Below are 15,346 nucleotides of genomic sequence, written 5' to 3'. Positions count from 1 at the left end.
TGGTAGCGCTTTAGGGGGCGATTTTTTATTGCGATTCGTTGAGGCCACCCGCAATGCCAAAAACCAAAGACCGCACGCCAAAAGGCGAGGGCCGATCCTCGGCGTTTCAGTTACGTATTCATCCGGATCTGCACGAACAGCTGCGCAGTGTGACCGACGACGACAACGTCACGCTGTCGTGCTGGTTAAAAGAGCTGGCGCGCCGCGAACTGCGCCGCCGCGGCATCGAACCCAAAGGTTAACCCCGTAGGGTCGTCATTCATGACGACCTTGCCAATGACCGCACCGTGCGACCTTCGGAACGGTCACCATGAATGGCGACCCTACGGATGCGATATGCACGGACGGAATCGGCATCAAAAACCCGCGAAAAGCTAAAATTCCCAACGATTTATGGCACGAAAGGTTTACCATTTTCCTTTGGAAAATATATTTTACGCAACCTTAACAACCCCGCTTAACCCGCCTCCCTACAATGGCTTTTTGAGTCATTACCTTCGTGACTATTCCCTTCCTATCTTTTAGAGAACAACTATGCGCCTGAAACTTCTTTCTGCCAGCGTGGTGTTTTTACTGGCAGCCTGTGACCAGGGCGGAGCAAAGCCCGCCGCATCCGCCACCCCGCAAGTGGGCGTGGTCAACCTGAAAGCGCAACCCGTTACGCTCGTTAGCCAATTGCCAGGCCGAACCACGGCGGTGAGAACCGCGCAGGTGCGTCCGCAGGTGAGCGGCGTGATTGAAAAAATCCTGTTCACTGAGGGCGGTGAAGTGAAAGCCGGCCAGCCGCTGTATCAAATCGATCCGGCCACCTATAAAGCGGCCTACGACAAAGCGATGGCGACCTGGCAGAACGATGCGATGGTGGTGAAACGCTATCAGCCGCTGGCCAGCGCGCACGCCATCAGCCAGCAAACCTACGACGATGCGGTCGCCGCCGCGCGTGAAGCGCAGGCCGATGTGGAAACCGCCAAAGTGAATCTCGATTACACGCTGGTGAAAGCGCCGATTTCCGGCCACATCAGCCGCTCGCTGTATACCGCCGGTGCGCTGGTCACCAACGGGCAAACCGATTATCTCGCCACCATCACTCAGCTTGATCCGATCTATGTCGATGTCAGTGAATCCTCCACCGATCTGCTGCGCCTGCGCCGTGCGCTGGCCGACGGCAAAATCGCCAAAGTGGCTGATAACACCGCCGCAGTGGGCTTGTCGCTGGAAGATAACAGCCAGTACGCCGAGCAGGGCAAGCTGGCGTTCTCGGAAGTCAACGTCGATACCGCCACCGGCACCGTGGTGCTGCGCGCGGTGTTCCCGAACCCTAATAACGAATTACTTCCCGGAATGTACGTGCACGCCAGCTTCCCGCAGGGCATTCAGCAGCAAGGCATTCTGCTGCCGCAAGAGTCGATCATGCATGACACCAAAGGTCAGCCGTATGTCTTTGTGGTGAAAAGCGACAACACCATTGAGCAGCGCAGCATCCATACCGGCGAGATGATCAAAGGAGAATGGCTGGTGACATCGGGCTTGCAGCAAGGGGAAAACGTGGTGGTGAACAACCTGCAAAGCGTGCGCAGCGGGGTGAAAGTGACCACCAGCGCCGCCAACACCAACGACACGCCATCCGCCAATGCGGTGAGTCTTTCGATGACTGACGCAGCAGCGCAATAAGGGGGCGGCATGTCGAAGTTTTTTATTGAACGTCCAATTTTTGCCTGGGTTATCGCGATTATCGTGATGCTGGTGGGCGCGATTGCCGCTATCAGTTTGCCGGTCAATCAATATCCCAACATCTCCGCGCCAGCGGTATCCATCTCGGTGACCTATCCGGGCGCCAGCGCCGAAACCACGCAAAACACCGTGGTGCAGGTGATTGAGCAGCAGCTGAACGGCCTGGATGGTTTGCGTTATCTGGAATCGAGCAGCGCCTCGGACGGCAGCGCGCAGATCATCGCCACCTTTAATCAGGGCATCAATCCCGATATCGCCCAGGTTCAGGTGCAGGACCGCGTGTCGCTGGCGGAGTCGCAGCTGCCCACCGATGTCACTCAGCAAGGCATCCGCATCCGTAAGTACCAGAAAAACTTCATGATGGTGATCGGGCTGATCTCCAAAGACGGCAAGCTGACCAACGGCGATCTGGCCGACATGCTGGTGTCGAAACTGGAAGATCCGATCTCGCGTACGCCGGGCGTCGGCGACTTCATGGTGCTGGGGTCGGAATACGCGATGCGCATCTGGCTCGATCCGGCCAAGCTGTACAAATACAACCTGATGCCGAGCGATGTCACCACGGCGATTGATAACCAGAACGTGCAGGTGTCGTCTGGTTCATTGGGCGGATTGCCGACCATTCAGGGCGCGAAAACCGAGGCGACGATTCTCGGCAAAACCCGTTTCACCACCGTGCAGCAGTTTGAGAATGTGCTGTTGAAAGTGAACAGCGACGGCTCGCAGGTGCGGCTGAAAGATGTGGCCAGCGTAGCGCTCGGGCCGCAGAGCTACGGCATCGACGCCACCATGAACGGCAAACCGGCCGCCGGTATCGCGCTGCGTCTGGCAACCGGCGCTAACGAACTGGATACCGCCAAAGCGGTGCGCCAAACCATCGCCGACCTGAAAGATTCGCTGCCGGATAACGTCGAAATTCAGTATCCGTACGACACCTCGCCGGTGGTCAGCGCCTCGATTGAAGAAGTGGTGAAAACGCTGATCGAAGCGGTAGTGCTGGTGTTCTTCGTGATGCTGATCTTCCTGCAAAACCTGCGCGCCACGCTGATCACCACGCTGGTGGTGCCAGTGGTGCTGCTGGGCACCTTCGGCATTCTGTCGGCGTTTGGTTACAGCATTAACACTCTCACCATGTTCGGTATGGTGCTGGCCATCGGGTTGCTGGTGGATGATGCCATTGTGGTGGTGGAGAACGTCGAGCGTGTGATGCACGAAGAGCATCTCGATCCCAAAGCTGCCACCATCAAGTCGATGCAGCAGATTCAGGGAGCGCTGTTTGGCATCGCACTGGTGCTGTCGGCGGTGCTGCTGCCGATGGCGTTCTTCTCCGGATCGACCGGCGTGATTTACCGCCAGTTCTCGGTCACCATCGTCTCGGCGATGGCGCTGTCGGTGATCATGGCGCTGATCTTCACGCCCGCGCTGTGCGCCACCTTGCTGAAACCGGCGGCGGCGGAGCACAAAACCACCGGGTTCGCCGGTTGGTTTAACCGCAAGTTCGACAGCGGCGCGATGCATTACACCAACGGCGTCAGCAAAGTGATTTCCCGTCGCGGCCTGTTCCTGGTGATCTATCTGGTGATCGTCGGCGTGACGGGCTTTTTGTTCACGCGTGTACCGACCACCTTCCTGCCGGGCGAAGATCAGGGCTTGATGATGGTGCAGATCACGCTGCCGGTGAATTCGTCGTCGCAGCGTACTCAGCAGGTCATCAACGATCTCAACGCCTATCTGCAGCAGAACGAAGCGTCGGTGGTGACCACCACCTTTGGCGTGGCGGGCTTTAACTTTGCCGGTCGCGGCCAGAGCAACGCCATGGCCTTTGTGCGCCTGAAAGATTGGGGTGATCGCACGCACAGCGGGCAAAGCGTGCAGGATTTGGCGAACCGCGTGATGGCGCACTTCGCCAACTATCAGAACGCCAAAATCTTCGCCATGGTGCCGCCAGCGGTGATGGAGCTGGGCAACGCCACCGGCTTCGACCTCTATCTTCAGGATACCGGCGCGCACAGCCATCAGCAGATGATGGATGCCGCGCACCAGCTTATTTCGCTGGCGAACAAAGATCCGCATCTGGCGCAGGTCCGTCTTAACGGGCTGGAAGATGAGCCGCAGTATCAGCTGGAGATCAATGATGAGAAGGCCAGCGCGCTTGGCCTGAGCATGACCGACATCAACAACACTTTGTCGGTGGCGTGGGGCTCCAGCTACATAGATCAGTTCATGTATAACGGCCGCGTGAAAGAGGTCTATCTGATGGGCAAAGCGGACTCGCGCGTCACGCCGTCCGATCTCGACAAATGGTACTTCCGCAACAGCAGCGGCACCATGGTGCCATTTTCCGCCTTTGCTTCGGGCAAATGGGTGTACGGCTCGCCGCACTTTGAACGCTTTAACGGCCTAACTGCCGAAGAGATCCTCGGATCGCCCGCGCCAGGCCAAAGTACCGGTGAAGCGATGAAAGCGGTGGAACAGCTGGCGAAGCAGCTGCCGCACGGGTTCCGCGTGCAGTGGTACGGCATTTCGTATGAGGAGCAGGCATCCGGCAGCCAAACTACGCAGCTCTATCTGATCTCGATTCTGGTGGTGTTCCTGTGTCTGGCGGCGCTGTACGAGAGCTGGTCGATTCCGTTCTCGGTGATCATGGTGGTGCCGCTCGGCATCCTCGGCACCATCAGCGCGGTACTGCTGCGCGGCCTGCAGAACGATGTGTTCTTCCAGGTTGGCTTACTGACCACGGTCGGGCTGGCGGCGAAGAACGCCATTCTTATCGTCGAGTTCGCCAAAGAGCTGCATGAGCGCGAGGGTAAAACGCTGGTGGAAGCGGCGGTGGAAGCGGCGCGGCTGCGTATCCGTCCAATCATCATGACTTCGATGGCGTTTATCCTCGGCGTGCTGCCGCTGACCCTCTCCAACGGCGCGGGCGCAGGCAGCCAGCACTCAATTGGTACGGCGGTGGCAGGCGGGATGATCACCGCGACTTTCCTCGCCATCTTCTTTGTGCCGATGTTTTACGTGGTGGTTTCGCAGTTCTTTGCGCGTAAGAAAAAAGCCGCAGCAGAGACCGTGCAAGACAGTTAAACGGTCGCCATGAATGGCGACCCTACAGGTTTTCGTAGGGTGCGCATTCATGCGCACCTTCACACAAAGGCACTAGAATGCTTAAGTTAAAAATGAACACTAAAAATTTCCGTCTGGCGCTGTTGCCGCTGATGCTGGTATTGGCCGGATGCAGCATGGCGCCGCACTATCAGCGTCCGGCGCTGCCGGTGGATGCTAAATACGATCAGGCGACGCCGGTCGGCAACGTTGCGGATTTGCCGTGGCAGAACTTCTTCACTGACGCCACGCTGCGCAACCTGATTCAGCTGTCGCTCGACAACAACCGCGATCTGCGCGTGGCGGCGCTGAATGTGCAAGAGGCGCAGCAGGGCGTCACGGTGCAGCGCGCGGCGTTAATGCCGTCGATCAACGCCACGGCCAGCCAGACCTCGGCGCATGAACCGGCCAATCTCTACAACACCAAAACCAGCGGCGCGGTGACCTATCACGAGCTGAACAGCGGTTTGAGTGTGACATCGTGGGAGCTGGATTTCTTCGGCCGTCTGCAAAGCCTGAGCGATCAGGCGCAGGAAACCTATCTGTCGAGCGCCGCCACCGAGCGCGCCACACGCATCTCGCTGATTTCGGAAGTGGCGACGGCGTGGCTGACGCTGAGCTCGGATAACGATCTGCTGCATCTGGCGCAACGTACCGCGCAAAGCCAGCAGGAATCGTATCGTCTGACCAAACTCAGCTACGACGGCGGTGCCAGCAGCGATCAGGATCTGGCGCAGGCCGAAAGCACGGTGCGCGCGGCGCAGGCCGACGTGGCGAGTTACACGCGGCAGGTGCGGCAGGATGTCGATGCGCTGCGCTTGCTGGTCGGCACCGATCTGCCCGCCACGCTGCTGTCGCACGCCACGCTGGATGCCAACTGGCAATTCCCGGAGACGCCCGCTGGCTTGCCGTCGGATCTGCTGACGCGTCGCCCGGACATCATGGCGGCCGAGCACACGCTGAAGGCGGCGAACGCCAATATCGGCGCGGCGCGTGCCGCCTTCTTCCCGAGCATCACGCTGACCGCCTCCGGCGGCTCCACCAGCAGTTCGCTTGGTAGCCTGCTGGGCGGCGGCACCGGCGCATGGTCATTTATGCCATCGATTAATCTGCCGATTTTTGACGGCGGTAAAAATGAGGCCAACCTGAATATCGCGCATATCGAAAAACGTATCGACATTGCCGATTACGAGAAAGCGATTCAAACCGCCTTCAAAGAGGTGAACGATGCGCTGGCCGGTCAGGATACCTGGCAGGATCAGCTGACGGCGCTGCAACAGGAGGTTGGCGCCAATCAGCGCGACTACGACTATTCAGAATTGCGCTTCAAACAAGGTGTAGACAATTATCTCAATGTGTTAGTGGCCCAGCGATCGCTTTACAGTTCGCAGCAGTCGCTGATCAGCGCGCATCTGGGCCAGCTGAGCCAGAAAATCACCCTGTACAAGGCGTTAGGCGGCGGCTGGAAATCTTAATTGCCTTAACGAAACCCTTACGGTTCGCGTATGGAATTCGCGCGGGCATTCAACCGATAATGCGCGCAGTGATGATTTCCCTTTGAAATAATCCCCTGTTTTACCGGGGATTTTCCTTTTTCTTGCTGACTTGAAGATCCTGATGACTCCTAACGCTTCCCGCTCCACGTTCTCTCGCTGGCTGAAATGGCTGCTCCTGTTGGTTGTGCTGTTGATTGTGGCGGGCGTGATTTGGCGCGTGGTCGGCGGACATGGCGGCATGCCGCCGGGCGGTGAGAAAGGCGGACGCGGCGGTCATCGTGGTGGCGCGGGCGGCCCGCCGGGCATGGCGATGATGATGGGCGGCGCAACGCTGGTACACAGCGGCATCGCCACAACTGCCGATGTGCCGGAATACCTCAACGCGCTCGGTACCGTTATCCCTAACGCCAGCGTCACGGTGACTAGCCGCGTGGCCGGTCAGTTAGAAAAAGTGTTCTTCACTGAAGGGCAGAAAGTCAGCGCTGGACAGCTGCTGGCGCAGATCGATCCGCGCAGCTATCAGGCCACACTGGCGCAGTATCAGGGCGATCTCAATCAGAATCAGGCGTTGCTGAAAAGCGCGCAGTTAACGCTGGTGCGCTATCAGAAACTGGCGGCGCAGGACTCGTTATCGCGCCAGGATCTCGATACGCAAACTGCCACCGTCGGGCAGTACAAAGGCGCGGTAGCCGCCGATGAAGCGCAGATCGCCAGCGCTAAACTGGATATCGATTACGCGCGCATCACCTCGCCGATTAGCGGACGCGTCGGTTTGCGTCTGGTCGATCCCGGCAATATGGTGCAAACCACCGATACCACCGGCATCGTGGTGGTGACGCAGATGCAGCCCGCCGCCGTGACCTTTAGCGTGCCGCAGGGCAACATTCCGCAGTTGACCAAAGCGCTGCACGGTGGACAAAGCCTGCCCGCCACCGCCTACGATCAGGACAACAGCCGCGCGCTGGCGCAGGGCGAGGTGAAGTTCATCAGCAACCAGATCGACACCGCGACCGGCACCATCGAGCTGAAAGCCACCTTCCCGAATGAAGACGAATCGCTGTTTGCCAATCAGTTCGTCAATCTGCGTCTGCAAACCAACATCCTGAAAAATGCCACGGTGATCCCGGCGCAGGCGCTGCAGTTGAGCAGCGACGGCAGCTTCGTGTTTGTCATCAATAAAGACAACACCGTGACGCGCAAAGCGGTCACCACCGGGCCAACGTTTGGTGAAGATCAGCAGGCGATCCTCAAAGGCGTGGAGCCGGGCGATCGTCTGGTGACCGAAGGCATCGATCGCCTGACCAACGGCAGCAAAGTGCAGCTGGCGGATGAGAGTAAAACTACCGCGACCGCCGAGGCCAAATGAATCCATCTCGCCTGTTTATCCAGCGTCCGGTCGCCACCATTTTGCTGATGGTCGGCGTGCTGATCGCCGGGATCTTCTCCTACCGTTTTCTTTCTACTTCGGCGCTGCCGCAGGTGGATTACCCGACCATTCAGGTCACCACGCTCTATCCCGGTGCCAGCCCGGATGTGATGGCGTCGTCCGTCACCTCGCCGCTGGAGCGCCAGCTCGGCCAAATGGCCGGCCTGAGCCAGATGACGTCGACCAGCTCAAGCGGATCGTCGATCGTCACGCTGAAGTTCAGCCTCGATCTGTCGCTGGATGTCGCCGAGCAGGAAGTGCAGGCGGCGATCAACGCTGCCAATAACTTGCTGCCGAGCGATCTGCCCAATCCGCCGACCTACAAAAAGGTTAATCCGGCTGATACGGCGGTGATTACGCTGGCGGTCAGTTCCGACACGCTGCCGTTGACGCAGGTGCAGGATCTGGTGAACACGCGCGTGGCGCTCAAGCTGTCGCAGATTAACGGCGTCGGCATGGTGACGCTGGCGGGCGGCCATCAACCGGCGATTCGCGTGCGGATGGACCCGAAAGCGCTGGCAGCGCACAAGCTGTCGCTGGAGGACGTCAACACGCTAATCAGTAACAGCAACGTGAACGGCTCGAAAGGCGGCTTCGACGGCAAATATCACTCGGTCACCATCGACGCCAACGATCAGCTGCGCACCGCCGATGAGTACGGCAATCTGATTATCACTTATCAAAACGGCGCGGCGCTGCGGCTAAAAGATATCGCGCATATCGAACAAGGGCCGGAGAACAGCTTCCAGTCGGCGTGGGCCAACAACAGTCCGGCGATTGTGATCAGCGTGCAGCGCCAGCCGGGCGCCAACGTGATTCAGGTGGTGGACAGCATCAAAGCGCAGCTGCCGAAATTGCAGGCCGCGCTGCCGGACGGCGTGAAGATGAGCATCCTGTCGGATCGTACGCAAACCATTCGCGCCTCGATCAGCGACGTGCAGTTTGAGCTGATGCTGTCGGTGGCGCTGGTGGTGATGGTGACGTTCCTGTTCCTGCGCAACGTGGCGGCGACCTTGATTCCCAGCGTGGCGGTGCCGCTGTCGCTGATTGGTACCTTCGGCGTGATGTATCTGGCCGACTTCAGCCTGAATAACCTGTCGCTGATGGCGCTGACCATCGCTACTGGCTTCGTTATCGACGATGCGATTGTGGTGGTGGAGAACATTTCACGGCGGCTGGAAGAGGGCGAAACACCAATGCAGGCGGCGCTGAAAGGCTCGCAGCAAATTGGATTCACCATTATCTCGCTGACCTTTTCGCTGATTGCGGTGCTGATCCCACTGCTGTTTATGGGCGACGTGGTTGGGCGGCTGTTCCGCGAATTTGCCATCACGCTGGCGGTGTCGATTCTGGTATCAATGGTGGTGTCGCTGACGCTGACGCCAATGCTGTGCGCCTATCTGTTGCAGCACATTCCGCCGGAAAAACAGTCGCGCTTCTCGCGTAAAGGCGGCGAACTGTTCGACAAGCTGGTGCGCAGCTACGACCGCATGCTAACGGTGGTGCTGAACCATCAGAAGCTGACGCTGCTGGTGGCGCTGGCGACCTTTGCGCTCACCGCGCTGCTGTATATCGCCATCCCAAAAGGCTTCTTCCCGACGCAGGATACCGGACTGATTCAGGGCGTCACCGTGGCGTCGCAGGATGTGTCGTTTACCGAAATGTCGAAACGGCAGCAGGCGCTGGCAAAGGTGATTCTGCAAAATCCGTCGGTGGAGAGTTTGTCCTCAACCATCGGCATTGATGGCAGCAACACCAGCCTGAATAGCGGGCGCATCCAGATCAACCTCAAGCCGTTTGGCGATCGCGACGACAAAGCCGATGTGGTGATCAAACAGCTGCAACAGGCGGCGCAGCAGGTGGCGGGCATTCAGCTCTATCTGCAACCGGCGCAGGATTTAACCGTCAACGATCAGGTGTCGCCGAGCCAGTATCAATTCACGCTGGATGATGCCGACAGCGAAAACCTGGTGAGCTGGACGCCGAAGATGGTCGCCGCCTTGCAGCAGCGTCCGGAGTTTAACGGCGTAGTGAGCAACCTGCAGGATCAAGGGCGTGTGGCTTACGTCGAACTCAACCGCGATAAAGCGACGCGCTACGGCATCACCGCCGCCGACGTCGATACCGCGTTGTACAACAGCTTCGGTCAGCGCCTGGTCTCGACCATCTTTACGCAGGCCAATCAGTATCGCGTGGTGCTGGAAGTGGCGCCGCAGTATCAGCAATCGCCAGCTTCGTTTGATGATGTCTATTTGCCGGTGAGCAGTAGCACAACGTCTTCAACTGATGACACCACCACAACCACTACCACCGGCATGGTGAAACTGACTTCCATCGCCACTATTCATCAGCGCACCGGTTCGCTGATGCATATGCGCCTTAATCAGTTCCCGGCTGTGATGGTGTCGTTCAATCTCAACAGCGGCTACTCGCTGGAAGAGGGGCAGAAGGCGATCGCTGAAGTGACGCAGCAGCTCAATCTGCCGTCGAGCATCACCTTGCGTTATCAGGGCGAAACCTCGGCGTTCCAGAGCGCCACCGGCAACACCTTGTGGCTGATTCTGGCGGCATTAATCACTATGTATGTGGTGCTCGGCATTCTCTATGAAAGCTTTATCCATCCGGTGACCATTCTCTCGACGCTGCCGTCGGCGGCGGTCGGCGCGCTATTGACGCTGCTGCTGGCGGGCAGCGAGTTTAGCCTGATCGCGCTGATTGGCGTGATCCTGCTGATCGGAATCGTCAAGAAGAACGCGATTATGATGATCGACTTCGCGCTGGAGGCGGAAAATAAGCAGCACATGAGCGCGCGGGACGCGATTCATCAGGCGTGCTTGCTGCGCTTCCGCCCGATTCTGATGACCACCATGGCGGCGCTGCTGGGTGCGCTGCCGCTGATGCTGGCGTCCGGTTCCGGTGCCGAGTTGCGCCAGCCTCTGGGTTTGGTGATTGTCGGCGGTTTGATTGTCAGCCAGGTGCTAACGCTGTTCTCCACGCCGGTGATTTACCTGTGGTTTGATGGCATCGCGCAGCGCGGCAAGCGCTACATGCAGCGCAAGCAGCAGCAGGCGCGAGGCGAGCGATGAACCTCACCCGGCTGTTTATCTTCCGCCCGGTTGCCACATTATTGCTGACGCTGGCGATCCTGCTGCTGGGTGCGTTGGGCTATCGGCTGCTGCCGGTCGCGCCGCTGCCGCAGGTGGATTTCCCTACCATTATGGTAAGCGCCAGCCTGGCCGGTGCCAGCCCGGAAACCATGGCGGCCACCGTCGCCACGCCGCTGGAGCGTTCGCTGGGGCAGATCGCCGGTGTCACCGAGATGACCTCCAGCAGTTCGCAGGGATCGACCAGCGTGATTTTGCAGTTTGATCTCGATCGCGACATCAACGGTGCGGCGCGTGACGTGCAGGCGGCGATCAACGCCGCGCGCAGTTTGCTGCCGAGTGCGATGGAGTCGCTGCCGACCTATCGCAAAGCCAATCCATCCGATGCGCCGATTGTGATGCTGGCGCTGACTTCCGCCACGCGCACGCCGGGCGAACTTTACGATCTGGCCGAAAGCAAAATTGAACAGGCGATGGGACAGGTAAAAGGCGTGGGTGAAGTGTCGCTGATGGGCAGCGCCTTACCGGCGGTGCGTATCGATTTGCAGCCGCTGAAGCTGACGCAGTACGGCATTTCGCTGGATACGGTGCGCAGCGCCATCGCCAACAGCACCACCAACAAGCCAAAGGGCATTTTGCAGGGCAGCAGCCAGTCATGGGTGGTGGACAGCAACGGCCAGCTGGATAAAGCCGCGCAGTATCAGGATCTGATCGTTACCTATAAAGAGGGCAAAGCGGTACGGCTGCATGATGTCGCCACCGTTTATGACTCCGTTGAAGATCAGTATCAGGCCGGTTTCCTCAACGCCATGCCATCGGTGATGGTGGGCATTAAGCGCCAGGCCGGTGCCAATATGCTCGACACCATTGATGCCATCAAAGCGCAGCTGCCAGCGCTGGAAAAAGATCTGCCCGCCGATACCCAGTTAAAAGTGGTAGTGGATCGCTCGCCGACGGTGCGCGCCTCGCTGTACGACACCGAAGAGACGCTGCTGGTGGCGATGTTGCTGGTGATCGCCGTGGTGTTTGTGTTTCTACGCAACGTGCAGGCGGTGATTATCCCGGCGCTGGCGCTGCCGGTCTCGCTGATTGGCACCTGCGCGGTGATGTATTTGCTGGGTTACAGCCTCGATAACCTGTCGCTGATGGCGCTGATTATCGCCACCGGCTTTGTCGTCGATGACGCGATTGTGGTGCTGGAAAACATCACGCGCCATATCGAAGAAGGGCTCAGTCCGCTGCGCGCGGCATTGCGTGGTGCGCAGGAAGTGAGTTTTACCGTGTTGTCGATGACCATGTCGCTGATTGCGGTGTTTATCCCGATTCTGCTGATGGGCAGCATCGTCGGACGCTTGTTCCGCGAATTCGCCGTCACGCTGACGGTATCGCTGCTGATCTCAATGTTTGTCTCGCTAAGCCTGACGCCGATGTTGTGCGCGCGCCTGCTGAAGCCGAAACCCAAAGTCACTCAACGCCCGCATCCGCTGTATCAGTTTATCGAAAACCAACTTAACGCCTTGCTGGCGGCTTACTCGCGCGGCTTGGCTTGGGTGATGGCGCACCAAAAGCTGACGATGTTCAGCCTGGTGCTGACCGTGTTGCTTAACCTGTTCCTGTTTTCCGTGGTGCAGAAAGGCTTTTTCCCCAATCAGGATACCGGCCTGCTGATGGGCGCGCTGCGTGCCGACCAGAACATCTCCTTCCAGGCGATGAAGCCGAAAATGCTGCAGTTCACCAAAATCATCCAGTCCGATCCGGCGGTGGATAGCGTGATGTCGTCGATGGGCAGCGGCATGTTCGGTTCGCGTAACAGCGCCAACTTCTTCGTGCGGCTCAAGGATTTTGACAAGCGCGATGCCACTGCCACCGAAGTGGCGAACCGTCTTAGTATGAAAACCAGCCATATCGCCGGCGCGCAGATGTTCCTGATGGCGGCGCAGGATCTGCATATCGGCGGGCGCAGCGCCAATGCCACTTATCAATACAGCTTGCAGGCCGACGATCTCGATCTGCTGCGCACATGGACGCCAAAAGTGCAGGCGGCGCTGGCGGCGATCCCGCAATTGAATAGCGTCGATTCTGATTCGCAAACCGGCGGTCAGGAAGTAGTGATTAACATCGATCGCGACCGCGCCAAACGGCTTGGTGTGAACGTGCAGATGCTCGACACAATGTTGAATAACGCCTTCAGCCAGCGTCAGGTCGCCACGCTCTATCACACGCTCAATCAGTATCATGTGGTGATGTCGCTGCAGGATAGCTATACGCGCGATCCGGCGATTCTCCAGCAGCTGTACGTGATTAACGACAGCGGCGATCGCGTGCCGCTTGCGGCGTTCGCCAGCTTCACAGGCGGCAACGCACCGCTGTCGGTGGCGCATCAGGGCCAATCCGCCACCAGCACCATCGCCTTCAACCTGAATGATGGCGTGTCGCTGGAGCAGGCGCAGGCGCTGATTAAGCAGGCGATGGCGCAGCTCGGTTTACCCTCCACTATTCAGGCCGGTTTTGCTGGCACCGCCGCCGCGTTCGCCCAGCTTACCGCCACTATGCCGTGGCTGATTATCGCGGCGCTGGCGGCGGTGTATATCGTGCTCGGCGTGCTGTATGAGAGTTACATCCATCCGATCACTATTCTCTCAACGTTGCCGTCGGCGGGCGTGGGCGCGCTGCTGTTGCTGCTGCTCACCAATACGCAGCTCACGGTGATCGCACTGATCGGCATCATCCTGCTGATCGGTATCGTGAAAAAGAACGCCATCATGATGATCGACTTTGCGATTCACGCCGAGCGCAGTAAAGGCATGACGCCGCAGCAGGCGATCACTCAAGCCTGTTTAATGCGTTTTAGGCCGATCATGATGACCACGCTGGCGGCGTTCTTCGGCGCGCTGCCGCTGGCGCTGGGCAGCGGCGGCGATGCCGACTTACGTAGCCCGCTCGGGCTGGCGATTGCCGGTGGTTTGGCGCTGAGCCAACTGCTGACTCTGTTTACTACGCCGGTGGTTTATCTCTGGCTCGATCGTTTGAGCCGCGCCACGCAACGTCAGTGGCTGCGGTTGCGTCATGTGGAATCCCGATAGATGAAAATGTCCCTGAAAATTACGCCGTTGCTCACCGTGATGCTGCTGGCGGGCTGCGCGGTTGGCCCCGATTATCAGCGCCCGAGCATGGCGATGCCGACCCATTTCAAAGAAGCCAAAGGCTGGACGCAGGCGACGCCGCAGGATGCAAACAGCAAAGGTGAATGGTGGCTGGTGTATCACGACGCCACGCTGAACAGCCTGCTGAAACAGGTGAGTATCTCCAACCAGAACGTCTCCAGCTATGCCGCGCAGTACCGCCAAGCACAGGCGCTGGCTGGGCAATCTCGCGCGGAGTTGTTGCCGTCGGTGGGCTACGACGCCAGCAGCACGCGCAGCGGTAGCCGCGCCAGCACCACCGGACAACGCAGCGTCAGCAACAGCCATGCCGCCGAACTCAGCGCCAGCTGGGAGCTGGATTTGTGGGGCAAACTGCGACGCACGCTGGAGGAGAACAACGCCAGCGCCGAAGGCAGCAAGGCCGAGCTGGCGAATATTACTCTGAGCGCGCAGTCCGAACTGGCGCAGGACTATTTCCAGCTGCGCATCATCGACGAGAAAATCGCGCTCTATCAGCGCAGTATCGATGCCTATCAGCGCTATCTGACGGTGATTCAAAACAAATACGCGGCGGGCAGCGAATCGCGCGCCACCTTAGCGCAGGCGCAGATGCAGCTGGAGAGCGCCCGCGCTTCAGCACAGGATTATCAGTGGCAGCGTGCGCAGATGGAGCACGCGATTGCGCTGCTGCTGGGCCGCGCACCGGCGGATTTTTCCTTGCCGGTGGCGAAGCTGGAGGCGGCAATGCCCGCGATACCGAACAGCGTGCCGTCGCAGCTGTTGCAGCGCCGTCCTGATATCGCCTATGCCGAGCGCAACGTGGCGGCGGCGAATGCGGCGGTTGGCGTGGCGATTGCCGGCTACTATCCCGACCTGACGCTGAGCGCCAGCGGCGGCGTGAGTTCATCGGCGATCAACAGCCTGTTCTCGCTGCCCAATCGTGTCTGGTCTTTGGGGCCGGAACTGAGCGGCACGCTGTTAGATTTCGGTGCCACCTCAGCGAAAGTGGAACAGGCACGCGCCGCCTATGATGCCAGCGTCGCCAGTTATCGCCAGTCGGTGCTGACGGGCATGGGCGAAGTGGAAGATTATCTGGTGCAGCTGAATACCTTGCAGGGCGAAATCGCCTCGCAGCAGGCGGCAACCGACGCGGCACAGGAATCGGCACGCGTGACGCGCAATCAGTATGATGCCGGGATGATCGACTATCTCGACGTCGCCACCACCGAGAACAGCAGCCTGAGCGCGCAGCAGAGTTTGCTGTCGCTGCAGAGCACGCAATGGGTCAGCAGCGTCGGTCTGATCGCGGCGCTGGGCGGCGGCTGGCAGGCGGATGCGCGGTGAAAC

At 59.2% G+C, this 15,346-nt stretch carries 8 protein-coding genes; all 8 read left to right on the top strand.

Annotated features, from left to right (window positions below):
- The first annotated feature begins 53 nt into the window (after window positions 1-53).
- The 8 genes from ACXIZX_RS14960 to ACXIZX_RS14925 all read left to right on the top strand — a co-directional run bounded on the left by ACXIZX_RS14960 (window position 54) and on the right by ACXIZX_RS14925 (window position 15,343).
- A complete protein-coding gene (locus ACXIZX_RS14960) occupies window positions 54-242 on the top strand; it encodes a hypothetical protein (RefSeq protein WP_008109078.1) in 189 nt (62 codons plus the stop codon).
- A gap of 292 nt (window positions 243-534) precedes the next feature.
- On the top strand, window positions 535-1,671 hold the full coding sequence (locus ACXIZX_RS14955) for an efflux RND transporter periplasmic adaptor subunit (RefSeq protein ID WP_061719885.1): 1,137 nt from the start codon (window positions 535-537) through the stop codon (window positions 1,669-1,671).
- 9 nt (window positions 1,672-1,680) lie between these two features.
- A complete protein-coding gene (locus tag ACXIZX_RS14950; RefSeq protein ID WP_479404448.1) occupies window positions 1,681-4,812 on the top strand; it encodes an efflux RND transporter permease subunit in 3,132 nt (1,043 codons plus the stop codon).
- Between the two features lie 92 nt (window positions 4,813-4,904).
- Window positions 4,905-6,305 carry an efflux transporter outer membrane subunit gene (locus ACXIZX_RS14945; protein ID WP_479404447.1) on the top strand — a complete coding sequence of 467 codons (1,401 nt, stop codon included), beginning with the start codon at window positions 4,905-4,907 and terminating at the stop codon, window positions 6,303-6,305.
- Between the two features lie 142 nt (window positions 6,306-6,447).
- Window positions 6,448-7,692, top strand: coding sequence for an MdtA/MuxA family multidrug efflux RND transporter periplasmic adaptor subunit (locus tag ACXIZX_RS14940; protein WP_479404446.1), 1,245 nt, complete (start codon window positions 6,448-6,450; stop codon window positions 7,690-7,692).
- Window positions 7,689-10,838 (top strand): MdtB/MuxB family multidrug efflux RND transporter permease subunit, encoded by a 3,150-nt coding sequence (locus ACXIZX_RS14935; RefSeq protein WP_479404445.1) that lies wholly within the window; start codon window positions 7,689-7,691, stop codon window positions 10,836-10,838. Before ACXIZX_RS14940 ends, ACXIZX_RS14935 begins: the two co-directional genes overlap by 4 nt.
- Window positions 10,835-13,939, top strand: coding sequence for an efflux RND transporter permease subunit (locus tag ACXIZX_RS14930; protein WP_479404444.1), 3,105 nt, complete (start codon window positions 10,835-10,837; stop codon window positions 13,937-13,939). Before ACXIZX_RS14935 ends, ACXIZX_RS14930 begins: the two co-directional genes overlap by 4 nt.
- On the top strand, window positions 13,940-15,343 hold the full coding sequence (locus tag ACXIZX_RS14925; protein WP_479404443.1) for an efflux transporter outer membrane subunit: 1,404 nt from the start codon (window positions 13,940-13,942) through the stop codon (window positions 15,341-15,343).
- Window positions 15,344-15,346: the final 3 nt, after the last annotated feature.

The organism is Candidatus Pantoea symbiotica (assembly GCF_056491525.1).
The sequence above is the reverse complement of the archived record's forward strand: the minus strand, read 5'-3'. Positions and strand labels throughout refer to the sequence as shown.

Coding starts and splice junctions, on each gene's coding strand:
- ACXIZX_RS14945 (WP_479404447.1), top strand. CDS start 4,905: ATGAACACTAAAAATTTCCGTCTGGCGCTGTTGCCGCTGATGCTGGTA.
- ACXIZX_RS14950 (WP_479404448.1), top strand. CDS start 1,681: ATGTCGAAGTTTTTTATTGAACGTCCAATTTTTGCCTGGGTTATCGCG.
- ACXIZX_RS14955 (WP_061719885.1), top strand. CDS start 535: ATGCGCCTGAAACTTCTTTCTGCCAGCGTGGTGTTTTTACTGGCAGCC.
- ACXIZX_RS14930 (WP_479404444.1), top strand. CDS start 10,835: ATGAACCTCACCCGGCTGTTTATCTTCCGCCCGGTTGCCACATTATTG.
- ACXIZX_RS14940 (WP_479404446.1), top strand. CDS start 6,448: ATGACTCCTAACGCTTCCCGCTCCACGTTCTCTCGCTGGCTGAAATGG.
- ACXIZX_RS14925 (WP_479404443.1), top strand. CDS start 13,940: ATGAAAATGTCCCTGAAAATTACGCCGTTGCTCACCGTGATGCTGCTG.
- ACXIZX_RS14935 (WP_479404445.1), top strand. CDS start 7,689: ATGAATCCATCTCGCCTGTTTATCCAGCGTCCGGTCGCCACCATTTTG.
- ACXIZX_RS14960 (WP_008109078.1), top strand. CDS start 54: ATGCCAAAAACCAAAGACCGCACGCCAAAAGGCGAGGGCCGATCCTCG.